This is a genomic window from Ignavibacteria bacterium, from assembly GCA_013177855.1.
Lineage (GTDB): Bacteria > Bacteroidota > Ignavibacteria > Ch128b > Ch128b > Ch128b.
This window is the reverse complement of sequence record JABLYA010000001.1, coordinates 966,541-991,942: the sequence shown is the minus strand read 5'-3', so window position 1 is coordinate 991,942 and position 25,402 is coordinate 966,541. Positions and strand designations below refer to the sequence as shown.

General features: G+C 32.1%; 18 protein-coding genes. 14 read left to right on the top strand and 4 right to left on the bottom strand.

Translation table 11 applies throughout. The annotated features are described in order from the left end of the window. Positions 1-10 precede the first annotated feature (10 nt). From HPY57_04170 to uvrA, 11 genes are all read left to right on the top strand, one after another. The gene (locus HPY57_04170) at positions 11-895 is read left to right on the top strand and encodes a tetratricopeptide repeat protein (protein ID NPV10968.1); all 885 of its coding nucleotides are present in this window, start codon (positions 11-13) and stop codon (positions 893-895) included. 15 nt (positions 896-910) lie between these two features. Continuing rightward, positions 911-1,900 (top strand): DNA adenine methylase, encoded by a 990-nt coding sequence (locus tag HPY57_04165; protein NPV10967.1) that lies wholly within the window; start codon positions 911-913, stop codon positions 1,898-1,900. Position 1,901: 1 nt separating this feature from the next. Continuing rightward, positions 1,902-2,678, top strand: coding sequence for a hypothetical protein (locus HPY57_04160; protein ID NPV10966.1), 777 nt, complete (start codon positions 1,902-1,904; stop codon positions 2,676-2,678). 61 nt (positions 2,679-2,739) lie between these two features. Further along, positions 2,740-3,981 (top strand): DNA recombination protein RmuC, encoded by a 1,242-nt coding sequence (rmuC, locus tag HPY57_04155; GenBank protein NPV10965.1) that lies wholly within the window; start codon positions 2,740-2,742, stop codon positions 3,979-3,981. Continuing rightward, positions 3,974-6,604 (top strand): PAS domain S-box protein, encoded by a 2,631-nt coding sequence (locus HPY57_04150; protein ID NPV10964.1) that lies wholly within the window; start codon positions 3,974-3,976, stop codon positions 6,602-6,604. Before rmuC ends, HPY57_04150 begins: the two co-directional genes overlap by 8 nt. A gap of 83 nt (positions 6,605-6,687) precedes the next feature. Next, on the top strand, positions 6,688-7,695 hold the full coding sequence (locus tag HPY57_04145) for a glycosyltransferase family 2 protein (GenBank protein ID NPV10963.1): 1,008 nt from the start codon (positions 6,688-6,690) through the stop codon (positions 7,693-7,695). Positions 7,696-7,706: 11 nt separating this feature from the next. Continuing rightward, the gene (locus tag HPY57_04140) at positions 7,707-9,353 is read left to right on the top strand and encodes a hypothetical protein (GenBank protein ID NPV10962.1); all 1,647 of its coding nucleotides are present in this window, start codon (positions 7,707-7,709) and stop codon (positions 9,351-9,353) included. Positions 9,354-9,449: 96 nt separating this feature from the next. Beyond that, a complete protein-coding gene (locus tag HPY57_04135) occupies positions 9,450-11,765 on the top strand; it encodes a TonB-dependent receptor (GenBank protein ID NPV10961.1) in 2,316 nt (771 codons plus the stop codon). A 10-nt stretch (positions 11,766-11,775) separates the two neighbouring features. Continuing rightward, complete coding sequence (locus HPY57_04130; GenBank protein NPV10960.1) at positions 11,776-12,588, top strand: DUF4249 family protein; 813 nt, start codon at positions 11,776-11,778, stop codon at positions 12,586-12,588. A 9-nt stretch (positions 12,589-12,597) separates the two neighbouring features. Continuing rightward, on the top strand, positions 12,598-13,620 hold the full coding sequence (locus tag HPY57_04125; GenBank protein NPV10959.1) for a rhodanese-like domain-containing protein: 1,023 nt from the start codon (positions 12,598-12,600) through the stop codon (positions 13,618-13,620). Between the two features lie 74 nt (positions 13,621-13,694). Further along, a complete protein-coding gene (uvrA, locus tag HPY57_04120; protein ID NPV10958.1) occupies positions 13,695-16,466 on the top strand; it encodes an excinuclease ABC subunit UvrA in 2,772 nt (923 codons plus the stop codon). Positions 16,467-16,682: 216 nt separating this feature from the next. Here uvrA and HPY57_04115 read toward each other — a convergent pair whose 3' ends face one another. The 4 genes from HPY57_04115 to HPY57_04100 all read right to left on the bottom strand — a co-directional run bounded on the left by HPY57_04115 (position 16,683) and on the right by HPY57_04100 (position 20,968). Next, a complete protein-coding gene (locus HPY57_04115; GenBank protein ID NPV10957.1) occupies positions 16,683-18,014 on the bottom strand; it encodes a DUF4147 domain-containing protein in 1,332 nt (443 codons plus the stop codon). Between the two features lie 17 nt (positions 18,015-18,031). Beyond that, positions 18,032-18,382: an anti-sigma factor antagonist gene (locus HPY57_04110; GenBank protein ID NPV10956.1), complete on the bottom strand. Its 351-nt coding sequence runs from the start codon at positions 18,380-18,382 to the stop codon at positions 18,032-18,034. A 70-nt stretch (positions 18,383-18,452) separates the two neighbouring features. Next, positions 18,453-19,748, bottom strand: coding sequence for a SpoIIE family protein phosphatase (locus tag HPY57_04105; protein ID NPV10955.1), 1,296 nt, complete (start codon positions 19,746-19,748; stop codon positions 18,453-18,455). 2 nt (positions 19,749-19,750) lie between these two features. Further along, positions 19,751-20,968, bottom strand: coding sequence for a GAF domain-containing sensor histidine kinase (locus HPY57_04100; protein NPV10954.1), 1,218 nt, complete (start codon positions 20,966-20,968; stop codon positions 19,751-19,753). A 149-nt stretch (positions 20,969-21,117) separates the two neighbouring features. Between HPY57_04100 and HPY57_04095 the strand changes: the two genes are divergently transcribed. The 3 genes from HPY57_04095 to HPY57_04085 all read left to right on the top strand — a co-directional run bounded on the left by HPY57_04095 (position 21,118) and on the right by HPY57_04085 (position 25,400). Then, positions 21,118-22,143 carry a hypothetical protein gene (locus HPY57_04095; protein NPV10953.1) on the top strand — a complete coding sequence of 342 codons (1,026 nt, stop codon included), beginning with the start codon at positions 21,118-21,120 and terminating at the stop codon, positions 22,141-22,143. Positions 22,144-22,158: 15 nt separating this feature from the next. After that, a complete protein-coding gene (locus HPY57_04090; GenBank protein ID NPV10952.1) occupies positions 22,159-22,857 on the top strand; it encodes a FecR domain-containing protein in 699 nt (232 codons plus the stop codon). A gap of 158 nt (positions 22,858-23,015) precedes the next feature. Next, positions 23,016-25,400, top strand: coding sequence for a hypothetical protein (locus HPY57_04085; GenBank protein NPV10951.1), 2,385 nt, complete (start codon positions 23,016-23,018; stop codon positions 25,398-25,400). Positions 25,401-25,402 lie beyond the last annotated feature (2 nt).

Genomic DNA, 25,402 nt, shown 5'->3' with positions numbered 1-25,402 from the left:
AATCAAACTTATGAAGAAAAACATTTCCACATTTGTGCTGGTTCTCTTGTGTGCGATCTTATCTAATCTTTATTCACAACAATACCCATCTGGTTATCAAATATTTGAAAAGGCTAAAAATGCTGTAGCCATTATTAATGTTTACGATGAGAATAGAAATTTAATGAGGATTGGAGCTGGTTTTACTTACACTCCTGATGGTCAAATAGTTACAACATACAATCTTGTTAATGGCGGAACTTATGTCAAAATCAAAGTGAATGACAAGGAATATGTTCCAGTGGCAATTTATAAAATTGATCGTCGGCGGGATGTGATTGTTTACAAAATTGATGATAATGGTTTGCCTTTTCTAAGTGTTGCAAATTCTGATAATGTTAAAATTGGTGATAGAGTTTTTACGATTGGTAATCCTCTCGGCTTCGAAAGATCTTTTTCTGAAGGTATTATCAGCGCTAAAAGAGATTTTGGAGCTGGTAAGGTTTATTTTCAATTTACAGGACCGACAACCGAAGGTATGGAAGGAAGTCCTCTATTAAATGAAAATGGTGATGTGATTGGTATTATCTCTTCTCGCTCATATATGGATAAGGATTTGAACTTTGCGATTCAAATCAACAGTGTAAGAGAAATTTTGGAATCTACTGAAGTAAAAAATTACTCAGTTCCAAATTTCTTTGTTTATGAAAAACCATTGACTAATTTTAATCTCGGTTTGTCTTATGAGAGTATGGGAGACCATGCAACTGCGATTTGGTATTATCTGAAATCTTTAAAAGATGAGGTTACTCCAGAGACTTATAGAAGATTAGCTTACTGTCATGAACAACTTGGCAATTTTAAGACAGCTGAGAGTTATTATCGAAAAGCAAAAGAACTTGAAGAAAGAAGGTAATGAGTAATCTTGGATATGAAGAAAACAAATACTCAAATTTTAGGTTTATCAGAAATATTGGTTATTGATTCTAAAATTGTTCAACCTGATTTGTTTTTGACAGATCTAAAAGAAGAGTTCTTATATAAATTAAAAGGTAAAGGGAAAAAATATAAGAGATATCTTGGATCTCCTTTAAGATATGCTGGCGGGAAAAGTTGGGCTGTAGGTTATGTTATTGAAAAATTGCCTTCTAATCTGAAAAGATTAATCTCACCATTTTTTGGTGGTGGGTCGATTGAAATAGCTGTCGCCAAAGAATTAAATGTAGAAGTTTTTGGTTTTGAACTTTTTGATATTCTCGTTAATTATTGGAAAGTCCAGATTGAACAACCCGAAGAGTTATATCGAGAACTGAAAAAATTAAAACCTGATAAAAAAATCTATAATCAGATAAAAGAGATACTTAAAAAACATTGGAAAGGTGAGATAGTTCTACCATCACTCAAATTAGCTGCTTACTACTACTTTAATCACAATCTGTCTTATGGTCCAGGATTTCTTGGTTGGATGTCAAGTGTTTATGCAAATCAAGAAACATATAATCGATTACTCGAACGAGTCAGAAATTTTTATGTTAAAAATTTGACAGTTGAATGTTCATCATTTGAGCAAGTAATACCAAATTTCCAGAATGATTTTCTATATTGTGACCCTCCGTATTATCTGGGCGAAGATAGTACATTATTCCGAGGCCTTTATCCTCAGAGAAATTTTCCTATCCATCATAATAATTTCAATCACGAATTATTAAGGGATTTGTTGTATAACCATAAAAACGGATTTATACTATCTTATAATGATTCGCCAACAATACGCCAGTGGTATAAAGATTTTGAAATAATAGAATTACCTATACATTATACAATGGGTCAGGGTGAAACAAGGATAGGGGTTAACAGAATTAAAGATAATCGTAATCACATAAAAAAGACTAAGGAATTATTAATTATCAAAAATGACTAATATGTCGAAAAAACGGGCAATGTCCTCAGAGAAGGCAAGCCAGGTTAAATTAAAAGGTCATCAGGATGCCAGAGAATTTGCAGAGGTGCTTGGAATTGGAAAAGAATTTAAAAGTGAACCTCAAGCCAAAAAAGATGTGATTGATGTAAATGGGTACTCATACTCGGTTAAAAGTGGAGAGAAAAAGTGGCAGATATTTTTATATGGGAAAACAAGATTTGAAAAAGATTATACATTCAAGGGTATGAATGGATTGGGTAAGCTCTTTTTAGATTGTATAAATATTTTCCCTGAACAAAGATCTGAATACCTTAGAAACAAGAAAAAATTTAAACTTAAACTTCAAAAAGTGATGATAGCTTTAAAGGAAAAACTAAGTAATAAATATTTGCTGCAGGCATTCTTAGATAAGGCTCTATTCAATAGTGGTGAAGTTGATTTTCTGGTCATTAAACAGGATGAAAAATTTCATGTTTTTTACAGTAAAGATGTGGTTAATTTATTATCAAACTCTTTAAATGTGATGAATTCAATGGCTCGTAATAGAAATCAATTAGATTTTCAAAAAGTTGTATTTAAAGTTAGAGATAAAACTTTTGGTGAAATAGAGATGAGGAATGATAGTGATATTCATTACAGAGAAATTAAATTTTGGTTAGATAAGAATCTTATTTTTAATCTTTTAAATAAAGAGATTACAAAAAAGAAAGAAATTAATCCGAAACTTATTCTTTACGGTAAATCAATCAGTAAGTTGATGAAAAGATTTTCTTCATAACTAATTTAAACTCAGATTTTAATTTTAATTAAAATTTGAAAAAATTATTTGAGTCAATTAAATGGACACTTTAATAATTTTTCTTCTCGGTTTTGTAATTGGCGGGGCGATTGCTTCGTTGTTTTTTATTTTAAGAAAAAAAGATTTCGAGAACATTACCACACAAATCGTTAGTCAAACAGAAGAACAGAAAGAAAAAGAACGTCAGCAAATAATAGATTATCTCAAAAATTCTTTTGCAAATCTTTCACTTGAAGCTCTCAATAAAAGCACACAACAATTTCTTCAGCTTGCAAGTCAAACTTTATCAAGCCAGTTACAAAGCGGTTCAATGACACTTGAAGAAAAGAAGAAACTAATTGATCAGACTCTTCAATCAATGCAGGAAGAATTAAACAAAGTTCAAAATTTAATCAAGGAGCTCGAGAAGGATAGAGTAGAAAAATTTGGAATGTTAACTCAAAGAATTTCTGAATCTCAAAAAATTATTCAACAATTAAATGAAACAACAAGTAGATTGACTTCTGCTCTTGCGAGTTCTAAGGTTCGTGGTCAATGGGGCGAAAGAATGGCTGAAGATATTCTGAGACTAAGCGGACTGAAAGAAGGTATTAATTACTTAAAACAAAAAGCAATTCAAAGTGGAAATACAAGACCTGATTATACATTTCTTTTGCCTAATCAACTTAAAGTTAATATGGATGTAAAATTCCCTTATGATAATTATATGAATTATCAAAATGCATCAAGCGATGCTGAAAGGGAAACTTACAAACAAAATTTTCTTAAAGATGTGAGATCAAGAATTAAAGAAGTTACAACTCGGGATTATATTAATCCTGCAGAAAACACAGTCGATTATGTCCTGGTTTTTATTCCGAATGAATATATGTATGCGTTCATAATGGAAAATGATCCAAATATTATTGATGAAGCATTAAAGCAAAGAGTAATTCTCTGTTCGCCAATTACTCTTTACGCGATACTTGCAATTATCCGTCAGGCAGTTGATAATTTCAGTCTTGAACAAAAAGCTTCTCAAATTATTGAACTGATGGGATTATTTCACAAGCAATGGAATGAATTTTTGAAGTCGCTTGAAAATATGGGCAAAAAAATTGACGACGCAAAAAAAGAATTCGAACGATTAACCACAACAAGAAAAAATCAACTTGAAAAACCACTTAAGAAAATTGAAGAACTAAGAGAAGCCGCAGGCATCAAACTCGGAATAGATAACGGAAAATTAATTTCAAATGGGATTGATCAAAAATCAGCATCTTTAGATTTAGATGATGAATGAAAGCGATCAAAAAAAATTGAATTCTGAACATTCTCCAGCATTTTCTGATCTTTATCAGAACTTTTTAAAAATTCCTCTTCCTGTTTTTATTATAAATCGAGACAAGCACAATCGATATGTTTTACATTCCTTCAACGAAGAAGCGAAATTAATTTTTGCTCTTCCCCTTGAACGATTAATTAATAAAGAAATTCGACTTTTCTGGCCACGAGAATCCTGGGATGATTTCAGAAAATGCATTGTGAGTGCAATTAGAAAGAATCAGACTTCAAACCTTGATTCAGTTCGAATTGAAAAAGAAGGTCGTGAGAGAAGTTTTGCAATTCGTGTGTGGAAAATTGCTGAATCAATGGCTTGTTGTTTATTCCTCGAAACAATTGACAAGTCCTTTTTCATTCAATCGGTCTTAAACGAAAAACTTAAATATGAAGAGCTTTTTAAACACACTCCAGTGATGATGACCAATATCGATTTAAATGGTAAAATTATTGATGCAAATCTAAACTGGATTACGAAGACAGGTTTTGAAAGAGAAGAGCTCATCGGTAAAAATGTGAAAGATTATTTTATTATTGAGCCGAATTCCAATCTGGCACTAAAATCTTTTCCAGATTTATTAGTTAATGACGAGCTTAAAAATTTCCCGGTTCAGATTCTTAAAAAAGATGGGACTTTCCTTTTTTCTGTTATTACTGCAAGACCTTTATTTGATATTAATGGTAAGTTTATTCGCTGTTATCTTGTTGCTCACGATATAAGTGATTTAAAATCAATTCAGGAAGAATATAAAAATGTTGAAAAACTTTTAAGAAGCCTCCTCGAAAATTCTGCTTCGGCTATCTTAATCTATTCATCAGCAAGGGGAATAACTGAGTGTAACAATAAAGCTGAAGAATTGTTTGGACAAAAAAAAGAAGAGTTGATTGGTAAGAAAATCTACGAATTAAATTCTTTCAAAAATTTAGAGACAAACATTGGTGATCTCAAATCAATTTTTGAAAATCCTGTTTCAACTTATCCAGAAAGTTTTAATTTGAATTTATCTTCAGGGCAGCAGAAAAAATTTTTCGAAGTACACATTACAAAAATCAGTATTAAGGAAGAGCCACTGGCAATAATTTCAATTTTGGATAGATCGCTGGAAAAAATTAAAGACGAAAAAATTCAGGAAACAGAAAAAAGATTTCAAACACTTTTTGAAGAGTCTAATGATGCTCTGAAATTGTTTGATAACTCTGGAAAAATTTTGATGATGAATAAAGTTGCTCGCGAATATTTTAATGATTATATCGATAAAGGCAGCTATATACAGATTAAATACAAAGGATTTGACTACAAAAAAATACTCCTTGATTTTATTAACTCAAGTAAAAAAAGTGAGAGCTTCGAATATAAATTAAAGACGGGCTCACTCAACCGCATAATTAAAGAAAATCTAATTAAGATTGATTTTGAAAATGGTGAAAAATTAATCTATTCAATCTCAAGGGATATTACGAGAGAAAAACTTGCTGAAGATGAACTTAGAAAGAGTGAACAAAATCTTCGCAATCTTAACGATACAAAGAATCGATTAATCTATATTTTATCTCACGATTTAAGAGCTCCAACATCAAGTATTATTGGAATTGTTAATGCAATTCTTGAAGACTCACATCTTACCAAAGAAGAAATTCAAAACTATTTGAAATTAATAAAGAGTGCTTCGACATATCAGCTGGATCTTATTAACAATTTGCTCGATTGGTCACTACTCGAATCTGGAAAATTTAACTACACAATAGAACCAAAAGACCTTGAGTACGCTGTTTATAATTCATTGAATTCGGTTAAAGGTTTGCTGGATCAAAAGAAAATTAAACTTGAGATTAAAGTTCATTCAGCGTTGGTTTTGATTGACCTTAACTTATTTAGCAGAATTTTAATTAATCTTGTCTCCAATGCAATCAAGTTCAGTTATCCTGAAAGTAAAATCTGGATAAGTACAAAACTGCTTAATAATTCAAGAATTGAAATTTCAATTAAAGATAATGGAATCGGAATTGATAAAGAAGTTTTTGAAAAACTTTTCACATTTAAGGAAAAAGTAAGTCGTCACGGAACTTCGGGAGAAAGAGGCACAGGACTCGGACTTTCACTTTGCAAAGATATGGTCAAGATTCTTGGTGGAAGCTTAAAGATAGAAAGTCCAGTGAAATTTGTTAGCAAAAAACCAGTCGGAACAATCGTAAGTTTTGATGTCAAAACAGTTGAGCCGAAGGTTTTAATCTCAGACAAAATTAAAATTAACATCAACCTTCTTAAGCAAAATTTAAATGGATACAAATTTGTCAGGAAAAACATTGACAAAATTGAAACGCATTTAAGTGAAGACTATTACTTCTTTATAACGATTGATGAAAAAGAACTCAAGGAGTCTTTAATTGAAAGTTTGTTGAATAATTACAAGACCACAAAAAATTTGGTTGTGGTTTCAAATAATTCTCAAAGAGAAATTGAAGGAATAAAGTGGACACAACCAAACGAATTAATTTCTTTCTTACAGAATGAAATTCATAAAATTCAATTTGAACTTGATCAGCAGAAAAGTATTGCAAAACAGATGAAAAAATACTGGTCTTAATTTTTTTTCCTTCAATCTCACTGACTATCTTTGTGAGAGTTCAAGGACATTTTTAATCAACAAAACTTAAAGTTTGATAGAGTATGATTGAAAGAAGAAAGAGACAAAATATTATTCCAAAACTGAAGAAAAGAGTTTTTACTCCACAGGAGAAAAGACAGCGTAAGGTTTCTGTGGTAATTCCTGCCTACAACGAAGAAGACAGCTTAAGACCGCTTGCAATTGAGTTGAAGAAAGTTTTTAATGAATTAAGAGACTATGAGTTTGAAGTAATAATTGTAGATGATGGAAGTACCGATAACTCACTAAAAGTTTTAAATGAAATTAAAAGAGAAGATGATCGATTTAAGATAATTTCATTTCAGAAAAATTATGGTAAATCAGCTGCACTTTCAGTTGGATTTAAGTATGCAACTGGCGATTTAATTATCACAATGGATGCAGATCTTCAGGATGATCCCCACGAAATTCCAAATCTCATAAAAAAAATTGACGAAGGATACGACTTGGTCTCGGGTTGGAAAAAGATTCGATTTGATCCATTCATTAAAAAATATTCTTCAAGGATATTCAACTTTGTCACTTCACTTCTAACAGGAATAAAAATTCATGATTTCAATTGCGGATTAAAGATTTATCGAAGGGAGGTTACTCAGAGTATCAAAGTTTATGGCGAGATGCATCGTTACTTGCCTGTCCTTGCACATTGGAATGGATTCAGAGTTGGTGAGATTGTTGTTCGTCATCATCCGAGAAGGTATGGTAAAACAAAATTTGGTGCCAGTCGTTTTCTTAAAGGTTTTCTCGATTTGATCACAATTCTTTTCACAACACGATATTTAAGAAGACCACTTCACTTTTTTGGAACAATTGGATTTCTGTTGTTTCTGGCAGGATTTATTATTGATCTTTATTTAGCTATCGAATGGGCGTTTTATGGGAAATATCTAACTAATCGACCGATGTTGTGGCTTGGTATTTTGTTAATTCTCCTCGGTGTTCAAACAATTGCAATTGGCTTAATTGGTGAAATGATTGCCCACCATGCTCAAAGAGTTGAAGATTATCATATCAAGATTTTAAAACTTTAATCTCAATTCACATGAAATCGAAAATCAAAAAAGCTGAGAAGAAGAAAAATCTTCCAAAAGAAAAATATTTATCCGAATTTTTTCGTATCCGAGACGAAAAGACATTAAAATACCTTCCAGTTGCTGTAATTGGGATTTATTTTTTTGTGATTTTAATTTCAGCTCTTGTTTATCACAAAATTGGTGATTATGGAGTTGAGACCGATTTTTATGAGGGAATGGTTTACGAAGCAAAAGAATTTTTGAAAGGTAATTTAATAATTGAAGGTTACAAAGGTCCTCTTTATCCAATTGTGCTTGCACTGCTTGGGTTCGTATTTGGTGATTTTTTTAGAGTTGGTGTTGTATTGTGTGCAATCTCGGCGAGTATTTTTCTCTACTTTTCGTTTAAAACACTTCATAAAATATTCGGTTTTGACGTCGCATTTGGAAGTATTCTGTTAATTTTAAGCAACTCCATTTTTATTCAATATTCGTATTCAGCTGGGACTGATCTGTTTTTTGCAGCACTTTCAATTGTTTCAATTTACTTTTTAGTAAAAGGTGAAAGATTAAAAAATTCATATATCGTTTTATCGGGTATCTTTGCATCTCTTGCATTTCTTACAAGAACCAATGGATTATTTTTACCTGCTGCTGCGATTGTTAGTTTTTTAATTTTTAAATTTTCATCAAAAAAATATTCAGTTCTAATAAAACATAGTCTAATTTACATTTTAAGTTTTGCGCTTCTCAATATACCCTGGTCAATTTACAAGTACATAAAAACAGGCGATCCGTTTTACGACCGCAATTTTACTAATACTGCATGGGAATTATATGGCAAAGGAAAAATGAGCTGGGATTACTGGCAATCGGTTGAGTCGCTGAAATTTCATTCGTTCAAAGATGTAATATTGAGAGATCCCGTTCATTTTGTTTATGAAATTTTAATCAAAAATTTTTACGAGCATTTTGTTTCGGATCTTGATAAACTTTTGTCTTTGCCATTTGCAATATTTCTTGTGATTGGGATTATATTTCTTTTCAAAAGGAAGTATTTAAAGAATGAAGTATTTTTCTTTACAAACATTTTCTTTGCGTTCTTAGTTTTACTTCCTGCGTTTTATTCAGAAAGATTTTCGCTATTTCTTCTAGTTGGATATTCTTCAATTGTTATGCTTTTTCTAACTCATAATTTTTTAAGGAATATAAATTTCGGTTCAATCGGCGCAGGTCAAATTATTTTTGTAATAATTTTTCTATGGTCAGTTTATGATGCTTATTTATACAATTCAAGACAAATTGATATTGGTCCAAAAGAAATTCTAGCTGTTGCCGAGCAAGTTCCTGATCCAATTAAAACCGAAGAAAATATTGTTGTGGCTCGTAAACCTCATATTGCATATTATTTAAATATGACTTACTGGAAATTTCCATATGTAACCACTTATGATAGCTTAATCAACTGGATGAAGAGTAAAAACGCTAAATATTTCTTTGTCAGTGCATTTGAAGTAAACACTTTGCTTTCTTACACAAACAATCGTGCTGAACAGCAGAAATTTTATTATTTGATAGATCCAAACATTCCAAAAACAGAGCTTGAAGTTGTAACATATACAATTGAACCACCTTCAGTATTATACCGAATTCGTTACGATCAAATGGGCAAGTAAGGTTATTACCTTTTTGAATTATTTGTTGCCTAAACCAATTTTCATTAATGATTTGTATTTTTGAATTCATATAAAAAACTTAAATGGATATGTTCTATGCTAAATAAAATTTTCAAAGTAATCTTCTTAGTTTTTTTAACATCTAAAATAATCTTAGCCCAATCAACTGGCTGCACAATTGCTGGAGTTGTAAAAGACAGCATTTCAGGTCAGGCAGTAATCGGAGCCAGTGTAATAGTTTTTACAGACACAAATTTTAATAGTGCACCGTATCGTGGAACAATCACAAATCGTTATGGATTTTATTCACTTCCAAATATTCCAGCTGGCGAGTATTTTATTTTAGTTCGTAGTCTTGGTTATAATTCTATTTCAATGAGAGTAAAAATAGATCAAAATCAAAAATCGTTGAGACTTAATTTTTCGCTTCTTGAATCAGAATTGGTACTGCCAGAAGTAGTGATTAAAGATAAAAGAGAGAGTGAAATTGCTAATCAGATCAGCGTCATTAATGTTTCTCCAGAATTAATTAAGTCTTTGCCTTCAATGAGTGGAGAAGTTGATTTATTCAGAACTCTTCAACTTTTACCAGGAATAAAAATATCGACTGAAATTTCAAATGGTTTGTATGTTCGCGGCGGTTCTCCAGATCAAACTTTAACACTTGTTGATGGAGTAATCGTTTACAATCCTTCCCATCTCGGAAATTTTGCAAGCACATTTAATACAGATGCAATAAGTGATATCAAGTTAATCAAAGGAGCTTTTCCTGCAAATTATGGCGGTAGACTTTCAAGTGTAATCGATATAAAATTACGTGAAGGTTCAAGAGATAAATCAAAAGCTAAGGTTGGGCTCGGAATGATAAGCAGCAATTTCTTATTTGAAAGTCCCCTCGCTGAAAATTCCACTATAATGCTCTCGGGCAGAAGAATGTATTATGATAGACTTCAAAATTTGTTTTATTCATCTTCAGTTTTGCCGCGATATAATTTCTATGACTTCAATGGAAAATTAACTTATAATTTGAATGAATCTAATTGGTTAACTATTAGCGGATTTTTTGGAAACGATAAGCTTTATGCTTCCGATAAAGGAGCAATCGGATATGATATAAACTGGGGGAATAAAACACTAAGTGTAGGATGGACATCAATCTCTTCGCCTATTTTATTCTCGACAACCTCGATCAGTTATACTAATTACAAATTTCAGGTTTTTATCGAAGATCGATTAGGAGCTTCATCAAATTACTTTACATTTAGTGATTTGACAGATTTTTCTCTGAAAAGAGAAACGGAATTTTTTCCATCCGAATCAAATCTGGTAAAATTTGGTGCCGAAGTTTCTATTCATAATTTCAAATTAACTTCAAGTGATTTTTACCTCGATGAGGTTGACAGAGAATCAAATCTAAATAACGATCAAATTTCTCTTGAAGGTGTCCTTTACGCAACTAATGAATTAAAACTAACCAACTGGTTTTCTACAAATCTTGGCGGGAGAGTTTATTATTTTAAGGAGAGAAAGAGACTAAGTCTCGAGCCTCGGCTGTCATTATCATTTATCCCAGTAAATGATTTTTACATTAGACTTGCTTACGCTCGTGCACATCAATTTTTACATATGATTACAAGAAACGACATTTCTTTACCGACAGACTTATGGTATCCATCGAATCAGAAAATTGAACCAGCAATGTCCGATCAATTTGTTTTAGGTGCTGAAACTTTTCTCTTTGATGGTGTCTATCAAGTTTCAGTTGAAGGTTATTATAAAACACTTAATAATATTTTGGAATTTAATCCAGCAGCCAAGTTTTCTCTTTCCACAAAAATTGAAGATCAGCTTGAGGTTGGAAAAGGGGAAGCTTATGGTGTAGAGTTTCTATTAAATAAAAGAGCAGGTGATTTAAATGGCTGGATTGGTTATACACTTTCCTGGACAAAAAGAAAATTTGATGAAATCAATCGAGGAAAAATTTATTATCCAAGATATGACAGAAGACACGATGTATCGATTGTGCTTTCTTATTCGCTTTTGAATGATTGGAATATCTCGGCAACCTGGATTTACGGAACTGGTCAAGCATATACTTTGCCGACAGGTCAATTCGGTTTTTCTGAAGTGGGTGAATCAAATCAAAACTTAAGATTTGATTATTTGAGTCGAAATACTTACAGACTCCCAGATTATCATAAACTTGATTTAAGTATTGGATATAAATTCAAAATCAAAGAAATGAGCTGTCAGGCTAATTTAAGTTTCTTCAATCTTTATAATAGAAAAAATCCATTTGCTCAATATATAACTTATGAAGTTGATCCTTCGACGGGTGAAAAAATTCCTAAGCTCAAGCAGTTAACTCTATTCCCGTTTATTCCAGCTTTTTCAATCAGTGCTCAATTTTAAGGAGATGAAAATGTTAAAATTGAAAATTCTAAATTTTGTTTTTCTAATTTCATTGATACTATTGTTTTCAGCTTGTGAGAAAATAGATGTGGTTGAGGTAAACCTGCCGTATCATGAAAAACTTGTCGTTCAGGGTTTGCTGGAAGAGAACAAGCCTTTATCAGGAATTACATTTACCAGAACACTTCCACTTGACGAAGTTTATTCAATATCCAAAGCTGAATTAAAAGATGTAGTTGCTTACATTCAAAGCGGTGTTAGAATCATTCCGTTAAAGTATGATCGAAATGGAGTTTACAAACCGATTTCATCCTTTATTCCTCAGAAGGGTTCAACCTTTGAATTATTTGCCAAATGGCGGGATAAAAATGTTTATGCAAAAACTTACATTCCTGCCAATCCAAAGATAGTAAATGCGTATTTTCTAACTGATGGATCTGGCACTTACATTCAAGCAGAAATTCAAAATGAAGTTGGGGTTATCTTTGGAGCGAAAGCGGTCGCGATGGAAGGAAACTCAGTTCTTTTTGAATCAGAAGATCTTTATTCAGTTTCGGAACCTAATAAAGATCCAAGAAGCATTATCAAAGTTAGAACTCCTGTTATACCAAATGAAGCGTTGCTTTCTTTTAAAAATAGTTTTTCAATTAAAGTCTTTGCCTTTGATGAACAATACAAAGATTATTTCAAGACAAAAAGATTTAGCCAGCCAATCAAGGATTCTTTCGTTCAGAGTGGTGGTGATGTCGAATGGAATGTCAGAGGAGACGGCATAGGTCTTTTTATTGGATACTCAACAACAACTCTAAAAGTCAATAGGTGAGCAATGACGATGAAAAAATTTAGATTAAGCTTCATAATTTCTTTTTTAATGATGATTTTATTCTCAGGATGTTTGAAAGATAATCCATCTGAACCTATGCGAGATATGAGTGATTCGGCAGAGCTTTTAGTTTATTTTGAGACCAATGGTGATTATATAAATTCAACAAATGTCCCTTCTTATGTAAAAGCTTCTGAGGTATATCAAAACTTATCGAACTATTTACTCATTGACATAAGGTCAAAAGAAAAATATGTTCAGGGGCATATTCAAGGTGCTTATAATGTTGAAATGAAAGATTTATTCGATTTTGTTAATTCCAGAAAAGATTCGGGATACCAAAAAATTGTGATTATCAGTTCGACAGGCCAATCAGCTGCGTATTCAACTTCACTTCTTCGACTTGCAGGATTTAATAATGTTTATTCTTTGCAATGGGGAATGGCTTCGTGGAATTCTGTTTTTTCGAATGAATGGTATAAATTGGTCAAGAATAGTTTTCTCGTAGGCAGATATAATTTTCAGAATTATCCGAAACCTTATTACACAAAATTACCGGATGTAGAACTCGGTTCAGGTTCAACTGATGAACTTGTAAAAACTCGGATTAAAAAATTACTCGCAGAGGGTTTTGAAAAAGTCAGGATTGATATTGATGAAATTATGAAAACTTACGATTCAAAGACTGGTAAGCTCAATTACTTTGTTATTTGTTATGCACCGACGAGGTTATATAACATCAGAGATAATGGACATCCGCCAACCGCTGTGAGATATTCACCTAATGAAGATTTAAGAAGTACAACTTATTTGCAAACATTGCCAGTTAATCAACCTATTGCGGTTTATGATGATACTGGAGAAATTTCAGCGTATGTTGTTGCGTATCTCAGAACTCTTGGTTATGATGCGTATTCAATCAACCTTGGTGCAAATGGAATGATTGGTGAAGATCAAATGATTTCAACTCGAATAATTAGATTGAAATCGTCGGATATTATGAATTATCCTTTTGTTACTGGTGATAATTGAGATTAGATTAAAAACTTAGACTCTTATTCACAAACAAAATGAGAAGATTTTTTAACATTTTTTGAAAAGAAAAAATGAACAAGCCAGTTGAAAGAAAGATTATAATTCATGGTGCAAGGCAGAATAATCTCAAGAACATTCATTTAGAACTACCAAGAAATAAATTAATTGTTTTCACTGGCGTTAGCGGTTCAGGCAAATCGAGTCTTGTATTCGATACAATCTATGCTGAAGGTCAAAGACGATATGTTGAAAGTCTTTCTTCTTACGCTCGTCAGTTTTTGGAAAGAATGAATAGACCTGATGTTGATTATATTCAAGGTATTTCTCCAGCAGTAGCAATTGAACAAAAACCTCCTTCAAGAAATCCACGATCAACTGTCGGAACTACTACAGAAATTTACGATTACCTTCGTTTGCTTTACGGCAGAATTGGAAAAACTTATTGCGAAGTGTGTGGTGAAGTTGTTAAGAAAGACTCAACGGTATCAGTAATTGAGAAATTAAAAAAATTTCCTGAGGGTAAAAGACTGCTCATCACTTTTCCTTTAGTCCCTCACGAAAAAAGAAGTGTTAAAGAAGAATTAAAATATCTTCTTTCCAAAGGATTTCAGAGAATTTATTACGAAGGTGAGATCTTTGACCTGAACGAAAATCTAAATCTGAAAATAGAAAAAGAAAAAATTTTAGTCATCGTTGAACGAGTTTCTCTCGACCTCCACAATGTAGAAACAGCTTATTCTGACTCAATCGAAACAGCTTTTAGTGAAGGTGAAGGCAGACTTGCAATTGTAGATTATGAAACCAAAGAAGTCTTTCGCTTTTCAAAATTTTTTGAATGTCATGGGAAAGTTTATCAAGAACCAGAACCAAGAATGTTTTCTTTTAATAATCCTTTTGGTGCCTGCCCAACCTGCCAGGGATTTGGTAAAACAATAGGAATAGATTGGGATCTCGTTATTCCTGATAAAAAGAAATCAATTGAAGATGGCGCTATTGATCCTTTCACTAAAAAACACTTCTCACAATTTCAAAGAGAATTAATTCGTGCTGCATTGAATAGCGGTGTTCGAGTAAGTGTTCCTTTTGAGAAATTAACAGACGCAGAGAAGAAAATAATTTTTGAAGGAGCGAGAGGCTTTATTGGCTTAAATAAATTTTTTGAAATGCTCAAAGAAAAATCATATAAAATTTATTACAGAATAACTTTAAGTCGTTATCGAGGATATACTACCTGCCCCGATTGCGGCGGTTCAAGATTAAGAAAAGATGCTTTGAATGTCCGCGTTGGTGGAAAACGAATCTCTGATTTATTGACAATTTCACTTGACTCTGTTCTAAAATTTTTTGAAACAATTGAGCTTTCAGAATATGATTGGCGAGTTGGAGGAAGAATTATTGATGAGATCATCAAGCGATTAAGATTTTTGGTTGATGTCGGTATCGGTTATTTGACTCTTGATAGACTTTCAAGTACGCTTTCTGGTGGAGAGACTCAAAGGATTAATCTTGCGTCAATTTTAGGCTCTCAGATGGTTGGTGCAATTTACATCTTAGATGAGCCATCTATTGGTTTGCATCCGAGAGATAATTCTAAATTGATAAAAGTTCTTCACCAGTTAAAAAATCTTGGCAATACTGTGCTAGTTGTTGAACATGACCCTGAAATGATCAAAGAAGCAGATTACATTGTTGATATGGGCCCTGGTGCTGGAATTCATGGAGGGGAAGTGATCTTCTTTGGGAAATTTAATGAGCTGTTAAGAGATAATAAATCATTAACCGGGAAATATCTTTCTGGCGAATTAAAGATTCCACTTCCTGAAAAACGGAGAAGTCGTAAAATCCCATCAATTAAAATTTATGGCGCAAGAGAAAATAATCTGAAAAATATTGATGTCGAAATACCGCTTGGTATCTTTGTTTGCATTACAGGTGTGAGCGGTTCAGGTAAAAGTACACTTGTGAATGATATTCTTTATCCTGCAATAAGAAAATTAAAACATAATGAGAATGTAACTGTTGGAAAATATTCTCACATCGATGGATTAGGCTATATAACTGATGCTGAAATTGTAGATCAATCACCCATTGGTAGAAGCTCTCGTTCAAATCCAGCAACATACACAAAAGCATTTGATTTCATTCGTGAACTTTATTCGCAAAGGCCTCTTGCAAAATCAAGAGGATATACTCCTGGATATTTTTCATTCAATATTCCTGGCGGCAGATGTGAAACCTGTCAGGGCGAAGGTTTTGTAAAAATTGAAATGCAATTCTTGGCTGATATTTATCTTGTCTGTGAAGATTGTAAGGGGACAAGATTTAAGAAAGAAGTTCAGGAAATTCTTTATAAAGGGAAGAGCATCGTTGATGTTTTAAATATGACAATCGAAGAAGCACTGGAATTCTTTCAAGATCAAAAGAAAATCATACAAAGACTTCAACCACTTTATGATGTCGGACTTGGCTACTTAAAACTCGGACAATCATCCACAACACTTTCTGGAGGTGAAGCTCAAAGAATTAAATTGGCCGAAAAATTAATCCCTCGAGAAAATTATGAACATATATTGTACATTTTTGATGAACCAACTACCGGTCTACATTTTCATGATATACAAAAATTATTGAAATGCTTTGATGCGTTAATTGATCGTGGGAATTCTGTTCTTGTAATTGAGCATAATCTTGATGTTATTAAATACGCAGATTACATTATTGATTTAGGTCCCGAAGCTGGTGATAATGGCGGCGAAATTGTGGTGACCGGCACACCTGAAGAAATAATTAAATGCGAAAAATCATACACGGGGCAATATCTAAAAAGATATTTGGGTTTATAATTAATTATTAGATTATAAAAATTCACAAAACATCATCATTTATGATGATTTGTTTGCAGAAATTAAACGGGCGTACAAAATTTCACCGCTAAATTGTTTTTTCCAATTATCGCTTTTGAAGCCTCACCTTTTATCATCATTCATGATGATTTGTTTGCAAGTCATTGCCATTTATGGCAATGCGAAATTATGCGAAATCTATTCGAATAAAGAAATCTATTCAAATGAGGTCAGGCAAATAAAGAAATCAGCCACATTATTGAATGTCGGACCGGTTTTTATGAGGCAGTTAAAGGCATCAAAAAAATTATAAGAATCAAAATCTTGAAGATAAGATTCTGGTGAGTATTTAGAATTTTTGACTTCTTCAATGATTTGGTTATTTATATAGGCTCCTGCAGCATCAGTATTTCCATCATTACCGTCAGTTGCAAAAGATGAAATCAAAAATTTGAAATTTATTTCGACTTTGCTCTTTAATAATTCATTTAATATCAAAAGGATTAAATGTGAATTTCGGCCGCCTTTGCCTGTTCCTTTGACTTCTAAAAATGTTTCGCCGCCATACACTATGGCTTTCTTGATTTTCTCATTGCTTCGTTTAAGATTAAGGAATTCATTGATGAAGTCTTCCTTCATTTTTTCAACAGATTTTGAAACATCGTATTTAAAGGAATGAATCTCATATCCAAGTTTTACGGCTTCTTCGATTGCCTTATCTACAGCAGTTCTATTCGATGAGATTATAAAATTAAAAACTTTGTTGTTATGATATTCAATCAATTCATTAGAAAATTTTTTGAATTTTATCAATCTTTCAAGTTGATGAAGAGCATCCTCTTTGGAAAAATATTTTTTTACTTTGGGAACATCATCATCCTCAATAAAACTTTCCATTTCATCCAAACAGGTTGGTCCAGATGAAATTACAGAAATGTCGTTACCAATAACATCGGAAATGATAAAAGAAATACAAGTTGATGGGTAAATAAATTTTAATAGCTTTCCGCCTTTTACTTTTGAAATGGCTTTTCTAAAAAAATTAATTTTATGAATAGGTATTTTTTGTTTGATAAGAAATTCATTAAAGAGCCGTAATGTTTGCAAATCAATTCCATCAAGGGGAACTTCGAAAAGTGAAGATCCGCCTCCAGAGATTAGACATATCACAAGATCATTACTACCTGTTCTGGTGAGTAAATTCATAATTTCATTTGAAAAAATTAATGTATTCTCATCAGGCAATGGATGTCCAGCTTCAAAGACTTTAATTTTTTGTGTCGGGGTTTTAAAACCATATTTAGTGATAACAATTCCATCAGTGATTTTTTCTGATAAATACTTCTCGATTTCAGAAGCCATTGCCGATGACGCTTTCCCAAATCCTATTACATAAATATTTGCAAATTGATCTAACTGGAAAGAATTATTTTGACAAATGATTTGATTGGTGTCAATAAAAATTTTTTCTTTGAATAATTCAGCGGGGGAGATTGACCTTAGAGCCTCCTTGATAATGATGTTAAAATCTCGAAATAATTCATCCATTCATTTATTCAAATCTTTCATTCTGCGATGTAAGTTTCTGCTTCTTCAGAGTTTGAAAATATTCTAAAAATTTTATCGAGTTGTGAAACTAAGAATCGATCATACACCATTGATGATTTAATTAAAACAGCAATTTTACCACCAATATCATTTAGGTTTTTATAAGCATAAACAATCGCTCCAATAAATGAACTATCAACGAACTCAACTCGACTTAAATCAAATAAAATTTTTTTGCATTTGTTTTTCTGGATTACTTCATCAATCAATTTTTTAAATTCAATAGTTAATGGTGCTGTTGCCATATGTGCGAGGACTTCTATCCTGCAGTAATTTTGTAATTGAACTACATTAATTTGTTCATTCATAAATAACTCTGAATTGTTTATTCTAATTTAATATTCTAAAATTTTAATTGCTTAAAAGTGAGCTAACTACTCAGTTAACGCTGCTTTTGGGATTGATTAAATAATTACCTCTTACAACCATAAGGAATGTAATATCATCGAATTGCTCTTTCCCGTTAGCGAATTCAATAATGGCCTGGGGGAGTTCATCAAAAATATTTAAAGGGGATTTTGAATTTTTGAAGATTAATTCGATTAATCTCTCATTTCCGAATCTGTTATCTTCTTTATTGTTTGCTTCAGTTACTCCATCGGTATAGATAAAAAGGAAAGAGTTTTTCGGAAATTCTTGCTCTGTTGGAATATATTCGAAATCTTCAAGTACACCCATCATTATATTGTTTGAATGAAGGTAAATTAGTTTTCCTTCTTGAGTTAAAATTATTCCTGGTTCATGCCCGCTGTTTATGTAAGTAATTTTATTTTCTTTTAGATTAATTAAACCAAGAAAGATTGTGATAAATTTATCATTGGGTGTATTCTGAGCTAAAAATTTATTAAGATTATTTGAGATTGTTGTGAAGTTAAGATGAGATTCAATTGCAGCAGAAAGATAAGCTTTAACAGATGCCATTATCAATGAAGCTTGAGCTCCTTTGCCGGCGACATCGCCTAATACAATTAAAATTTCGTCATCGTTCAGAACAAAAAAATCATAATAATCACCACTTATGTATCTCGCTGGTTTATAATAACCTTTGACAAGATTATCATCAATGCGTAATTCGTGTTTTGGCAAAAGTGATTCTTGAATTTTGCTGGCGATTTCAAGATCAGCTTCTATTGTTTGTTTTTCAATTAATTGTGAAAGAAACCAGGCTTTTTCGAGTGTCAAACCTACCAATCTTGAAAATTCAGTTAAAAGAATTTCATCTTCTTCTGAAAAATTTTCTCCGTTTTTCTTGTTCAATGCTTGAATTACACCAACTAACTTCTGTGAAGTTTTAAGAGGAACCGTGAGAATATTTTTAGTTTTGAAACCCGTAATTGAATCAATGTTCGAATAAAATCGATCGTCTTTTTCTACATCTTTTATGTTAACAAGTACATCGTGCCCGGCTACATATCCTGCAAGTCCTTTTCCAATTGGCACTTTAATTTTTTCAATCTCATCGGAATTCAAATTTGTTGCAACTTTAAGTTCCAGCATTTTAGTTTTTTCATTGATTAAAAAAATTGATCCAGCTTCGGCATTTAAGAGATTTGAAATTTGTTCCAGAACCAGCTTTAAAATCTCATCAGGGTTAAGCGGAGATGAGATATATTCAAAAGCTTCAATTAAAGCCTCAAGACTTTTACGAGAAAGTTTTTGAATTGCTTTATGCATAATTAGTTTATTGCCGGTAATTTGATAAAGAAAGTTGTCCCTTTCCCTAATTCAGATTCGAACCAGATTTCGCCATTATGATTTTCTATTATTTTTTTACAAATATCTAATCCAAGTCCGGTTCCAGATAATTTAGTAGTGAAAAATGGTTCCCAAACTTTTTCCTTTATATCATCAGGTATGCCTTTTCCATAATCTCTTATTTTGATTAGCCAGAAATTCTCCTGACTTTCAATCTCAATTTCAATTTTACTTCGAGGTTCAGAAGCATGACCTGCATTTCTAATTAGATTAATTAAAACCTGTTGAATTTTATCTGCATTTACCATTACCATTGGCTTAATATTTTCAGCTGGTTGAAAGATAAGCTTCATCGTATCTAAATCTTTATCAAAACGACAGATATTTAATGTATGATTGATTAAGTCGATTAAATTAATTTCAGTTTTTTCGTAATCTTTCTTTTTCGAGAAATCACGAATTTCATCAAGTAAACTTACAATTCGATTACGAGCTTCAAGTATCAGTTCAGTATACATTTGAACTTTATGATTATCTGGATACATTTTTCTAATTGCTTCAACTGCCATAACAACGCCGAGCTGATTTTTTATTTCGTGATTAATTCCCGACGCCAGCTGTCCGATAGTCGCAAATTTTTCCTGTTTGATTATTGTCTCTTGAGCGGCTTGAAGTTCTTTATATGCTTTTTGAAGTAATTCGTACTGTCTTTTTTGTTCTTCTATTAGTTTTGCGTTTTCAATTGCGATTGCAGAAATTGATGCAAATGCTAATGCGTATTCGTTATCTTCCTCAGTAAATTTACCATTGAGTTTGTTGAGAACCTGAAAAACTCCGATAACCTTACCTTCTATATTTTTCATAGGAGCGGTTAGTATATCTCGAGTTACGAAGCCAGTCTTTGAATCAATCTCTTTATTAAATAGCGGATGATCTTGAGGATTTTCAATTATTAAACTTTCGCCAGACTTTGCAACATAACCAGCAATTCCTTTATCAATGGGGAACCTTATTTCACAAAAATTTAATCCTGTACCAACTCTTGAATAAAGTTCATTTGTTTTTTCGTCAAGTAAAAATACAGTTGCTCTTTCTGCTTGCAGAAAATCAATTGCTGAATTAATTATCAATTCGAGTAGTTTGTCTAAATTTTTTTCCGAAGTAAGTTTAATTGAAATTTCAATTAGTTTTTTAAGCATTTTCTTACTCTAAATTCTTTTTATACTGACAAACTTTTCTTGAAAATTGACCGAAAAAATTTATATTAAAAATGATCCTTCTGATAATTCTTTGTTCTTTATAATATAATTTAGCTAATAAAATTTTTGATTAAAATAATGGAGGGTTTATGAAAATCCTTAAAATTTGTTTGTTTATGTTCCTCTTCTTTGCTTCCATTTCAGCTCAGCCATCAATAAGATTGATAGTTTTTCCCGAACTAACTACGACTGATTTTGCTTCGTTTGCCACATTAAATGATTTACAAGGAGCCCCAAGAATTTTTTGTGCTGAGATTTATGCTCCAAATCAAACAGTTACAATGGCTGGCAGAATAGAATGGAAAAAAGTAGGCAGTTCAGATTTTGTGGAAGTTGCCTGGTTCATTACGAGACCTTTCTTAGCCAGAACTTTATGTAATGATGATATAGGTAAGGTCGATGTCAGAATCTACGATCATCGTGCAAACACACCACTAATTGAAGAAAATATCAGGTATGGCAAGCCAACTGGAGAATATAGGCTGACCGTTGAACTTTACGACAGCACGGGACAAAATCTTTTATCAAGTGATACTAAGAATTTGGTCTTTCTAAATCCTTCTCAGACACTTACAATCATTAACCCTCGTCCGAATCAATCTTATGATGCAGGAAATATTTTAGTTGAGTGGACACCAATTTCAGGAGCTTCGGAATATTACATAAAGGCAAGTGAGAGAAATGATCCAAATCAATCACTTGAAGAAGCTCTCCAAAGAGGAACACCTTTGGTAAATAATCGAAATGTTGGTGTAGTTAGCAGCATAAACTTACGAGATATACTCGAGCGAGAGTTAAGACCTGGGAGTGAAGTTGTTTTACAGGTTTCTGCAAATGTTTCTGGTCCCGCAGGGGGACGAAGAATTTTCAGCGAGATAATAAATTTTAAAATCTTCAATCCAGAGTCGCAATATTACCAACAACTAGTTAATCGATTGAATAATGTCCTCAATCGTCTGGGGCAAAATGAATTATTACAATTGCTACAAAGCGGTCAGCTTGATCCTTCGAAAATTCAGATCAGAAACGAGGATGGTACAATTATGACATTTGAAGAGCTGATTAATTTCCTCGAAATGAATGCTAACAACATTACAAGAATTACGAAAGATTAAGAGGAGGAGGAAATTATGAAACGATTGAAACTATTTTCTACTATTTTGATCTTCTCTTTTGTACTTTTTGCCGGTTTTATCCCATTACCAGAAAGTCCTTCGGCTTATAATGCCGCAATTGTTTTGAAAGTAATTCAGGATGTAAAACATAAAAAGCCTACTGCTGATTGGGTTCAAACAAAACCTGCTACTCAGCTCGAAACAGCAGATCAACTGAAGACAGGGAATAAATCAGTTGCAGTAATTAGGTTTGTTGATGGAAGCACTTTAAGAGTTAGAGAAAATACTACAATTACAATTTTCGCTGATAAAAAAGATCGAGGATTAATAAAGAACACAAAAATTGATCTCGGTAAAATGAGATTTGATGTTGAAAAGCAGCAAGAAGAGGATGAATTTATTATTACAACACCAACGGCCGTAGCAACCATACGGGGCACTTCAGGTTTTATAAATGTTGATGAAGATGGACAAACTTTACTTGTGGTTGAAAGTGGTATTGTTGATGTAAGAGCAACATTAGGTGCTCAACGCTCAGGTTCAGTTAGTGCAGGTAATTCTTCTTTTATAAATAGAGAGGGTAATGTGTTTATTAATGCTTCAACTGAACAAGAAAAGAATGAATCTCGAAATACCTTACGAACAAATGAGAAATACTTACAGATTCAAACGCCTCAGGGTACATTTAGAATTTATTATCTGGATTTTGAGTAAAGATTAAAAATATTTAAACGATTAATCAGGCTGTTCAAAGAAAGTTATTTAATGCTTACAAGTTTATGATTTTCTTTGGACAGCCAAATTTTTTGATGTTCTATTTAATTTGTTTGAATTTTTACTAAAATTGTATTCGAATAAAGGAGGTTCATAAATTGTTTAAGCAGGTTTTAGTTTTGTTGTTTTTTTGTGCGGGCGTTTCTCTTTTCGCTCAACAAGAATTTCTTAATTTAAATGAGCAGCAGGAGGTATTCGAAAATCAACCAATAAAAATAAGTTTCGAAGTTGTAGATAATGTTGAAATTCAACAAGCGTTTTTATATTACAGGACTTTTGGAAGAGTTGAAGTCTCAGTTGTTGAAATGAACATTCAGGGGAGGTCAATTTCTGCAATCATTCCACCCGATTATGTTGTGTTTCCTTATGTTGAGTATTATATAAAAGTTTTGACAACCACAGGTAATGTTTTAAGTTATCCGTACAGAGCCGTTGAGACTGGTAATTTTTATAGAATAAATGTTAAGAAAAAAGAACAGACTGATGAAACAATTATTTTATTAAGTCCCGATCCGGAAGAGCCAACAACGAAAAATGATTTTTTTCTTGCAATTTCTCTACTTAGAGTTAGCCCGAAAGTAAAAAAAGAATTTACTCGCATTTGGATAAATAATGATGAAATCACTTCACTTCTTTCTTTTAATTATGACTTGATTTATCTCCCTCAGGGATTTTATAAAAATTTAATTGTTGGAAATAATAATCTTAAAATTGTTCTGTATGATTCTTCCGGCAAACCTTTACACATTTCAAATTTTAATTTTAGAATAATTCCATTCGAAGAGAAATTTGTAGTTGAGAAAAGAAAATTCAAATACAACGGTATCGCAAAGCTTGAGTCAAACTATGAATCGATGCGGACAGGTAATTTTAATTTTAATCGGTTGAATGCCCAATTTTCTGGTAATTACGGAAGTATCAATTCAAACCTCAATATCTTTGTAACTAATGAAGAGAAAAGTTATTTACAACCGCAAAATAGATTTCTTTTAAGTTTCGATGCCGATGTCTTTAAGTTATTGTTAGGTGATCATTATCCTAACTATCCTACTTTAATTATGAATGGAAAAAGATTACGAGGCGTGACGGGTAATCTTGAACTTGGATTTTTTAATCTGCTAGTTTCTTATGGAGAAATTACACGAAAAGTTGAGGGCGAATTAATTCAATTATATTCAAGAGATAGTGCAGTAATTGGAAGCAATGTAATTCCAATTGATTCAGCAAAATTTGGACAACCTTTTGCAAGAGTAAATCTTGGAACATATCAGAGGAGACTTTTTGCAATTAGACCATATTTCGGTAAGGGCAAAAACTTTCAACTTGGTTTTACTTATTTGCATTCAAAAGATAATATGACTTCAATTGAGTTTGGTGCTCGACCAAAAGAAAATGTTGTAGTTGGATCTGATCTTTTGATTGGAATTGATAATCAGAGAATCCTATTTAGAGCTCAAGGTGCATTTTCACTTTTAAATAATGATATCTCAACAGGAAACTTTACAGATAAAATAATCGATTCACTTTTCGGTCCCGATAAGCCTTTTGGTGGTGACCCAGATTTGATAAAAAAAGTCAGAGATATTGGGAAAAATTTCATAACGGTAAATCAATTTATTATTCCGCTGAACCCGCAGGAACTTCCGACACTGGCAGCTGAAGCAAGTTTGAGTTTAAATTATTTCGGTAATTATTTTAGAACTGCTTACATTTATCGTGGGAATGAATATACTTCATTTGGCCAGAATTATCTGCGGAATGATATTAAAGGACTTCAATTGATGGATAGAATTGGTTTATTTGAAAACAGAGTTTTCTTCTCAGTTAGTTATGAAAATTTAAATGATAATCTTCAGAAGACTAAAATTACCACAACCAACTTTCAAAATTTTGAAAGCTCAATTTCACTTTATTTAAGAAAGAACTTCCCTAATCTCACACTTGGCTATTCAAATTATAAAGTTAAAAATGATATTGATCCTGTTACTGCAGACTCAATTCGTCGGCTAAATTATCTTAATGATATAACTCATCAGATCTCTTTTTCGTCAAATTATGATTTGCGTTGGCAGGTTTTACACAGAATTTTATTAAATGTAATTACGAGCAGGAAGAAGGATTATTCTTTTCGAAATTTGTCTGCTAAGTTTTATGCAATAAATTTATCTATTCAGAATTTTTGGAACAAAAGATTTTCAACTTTCTGGGGAACAACCATTAATAGCTCTGAAATTTCAAATAATAAGTATGGTTATTATTCTTTTACAGCTGGATCAAGAATAAATTCATTTAAGGATAGATTAAGAACGACCATTTCGATTAATCCATCATTCGGAGATCTCAAGCGAACAATTTTTGATTTCTTTAATCAATATTACTTGAGACAAAATTTCTCAATTACTTTTAGCTTGAGATATCTTTTTAATTCAAGACCATTAAAAAATGAATCCATACTGAATTTTACAGCTCAATATGAGTTTTAATC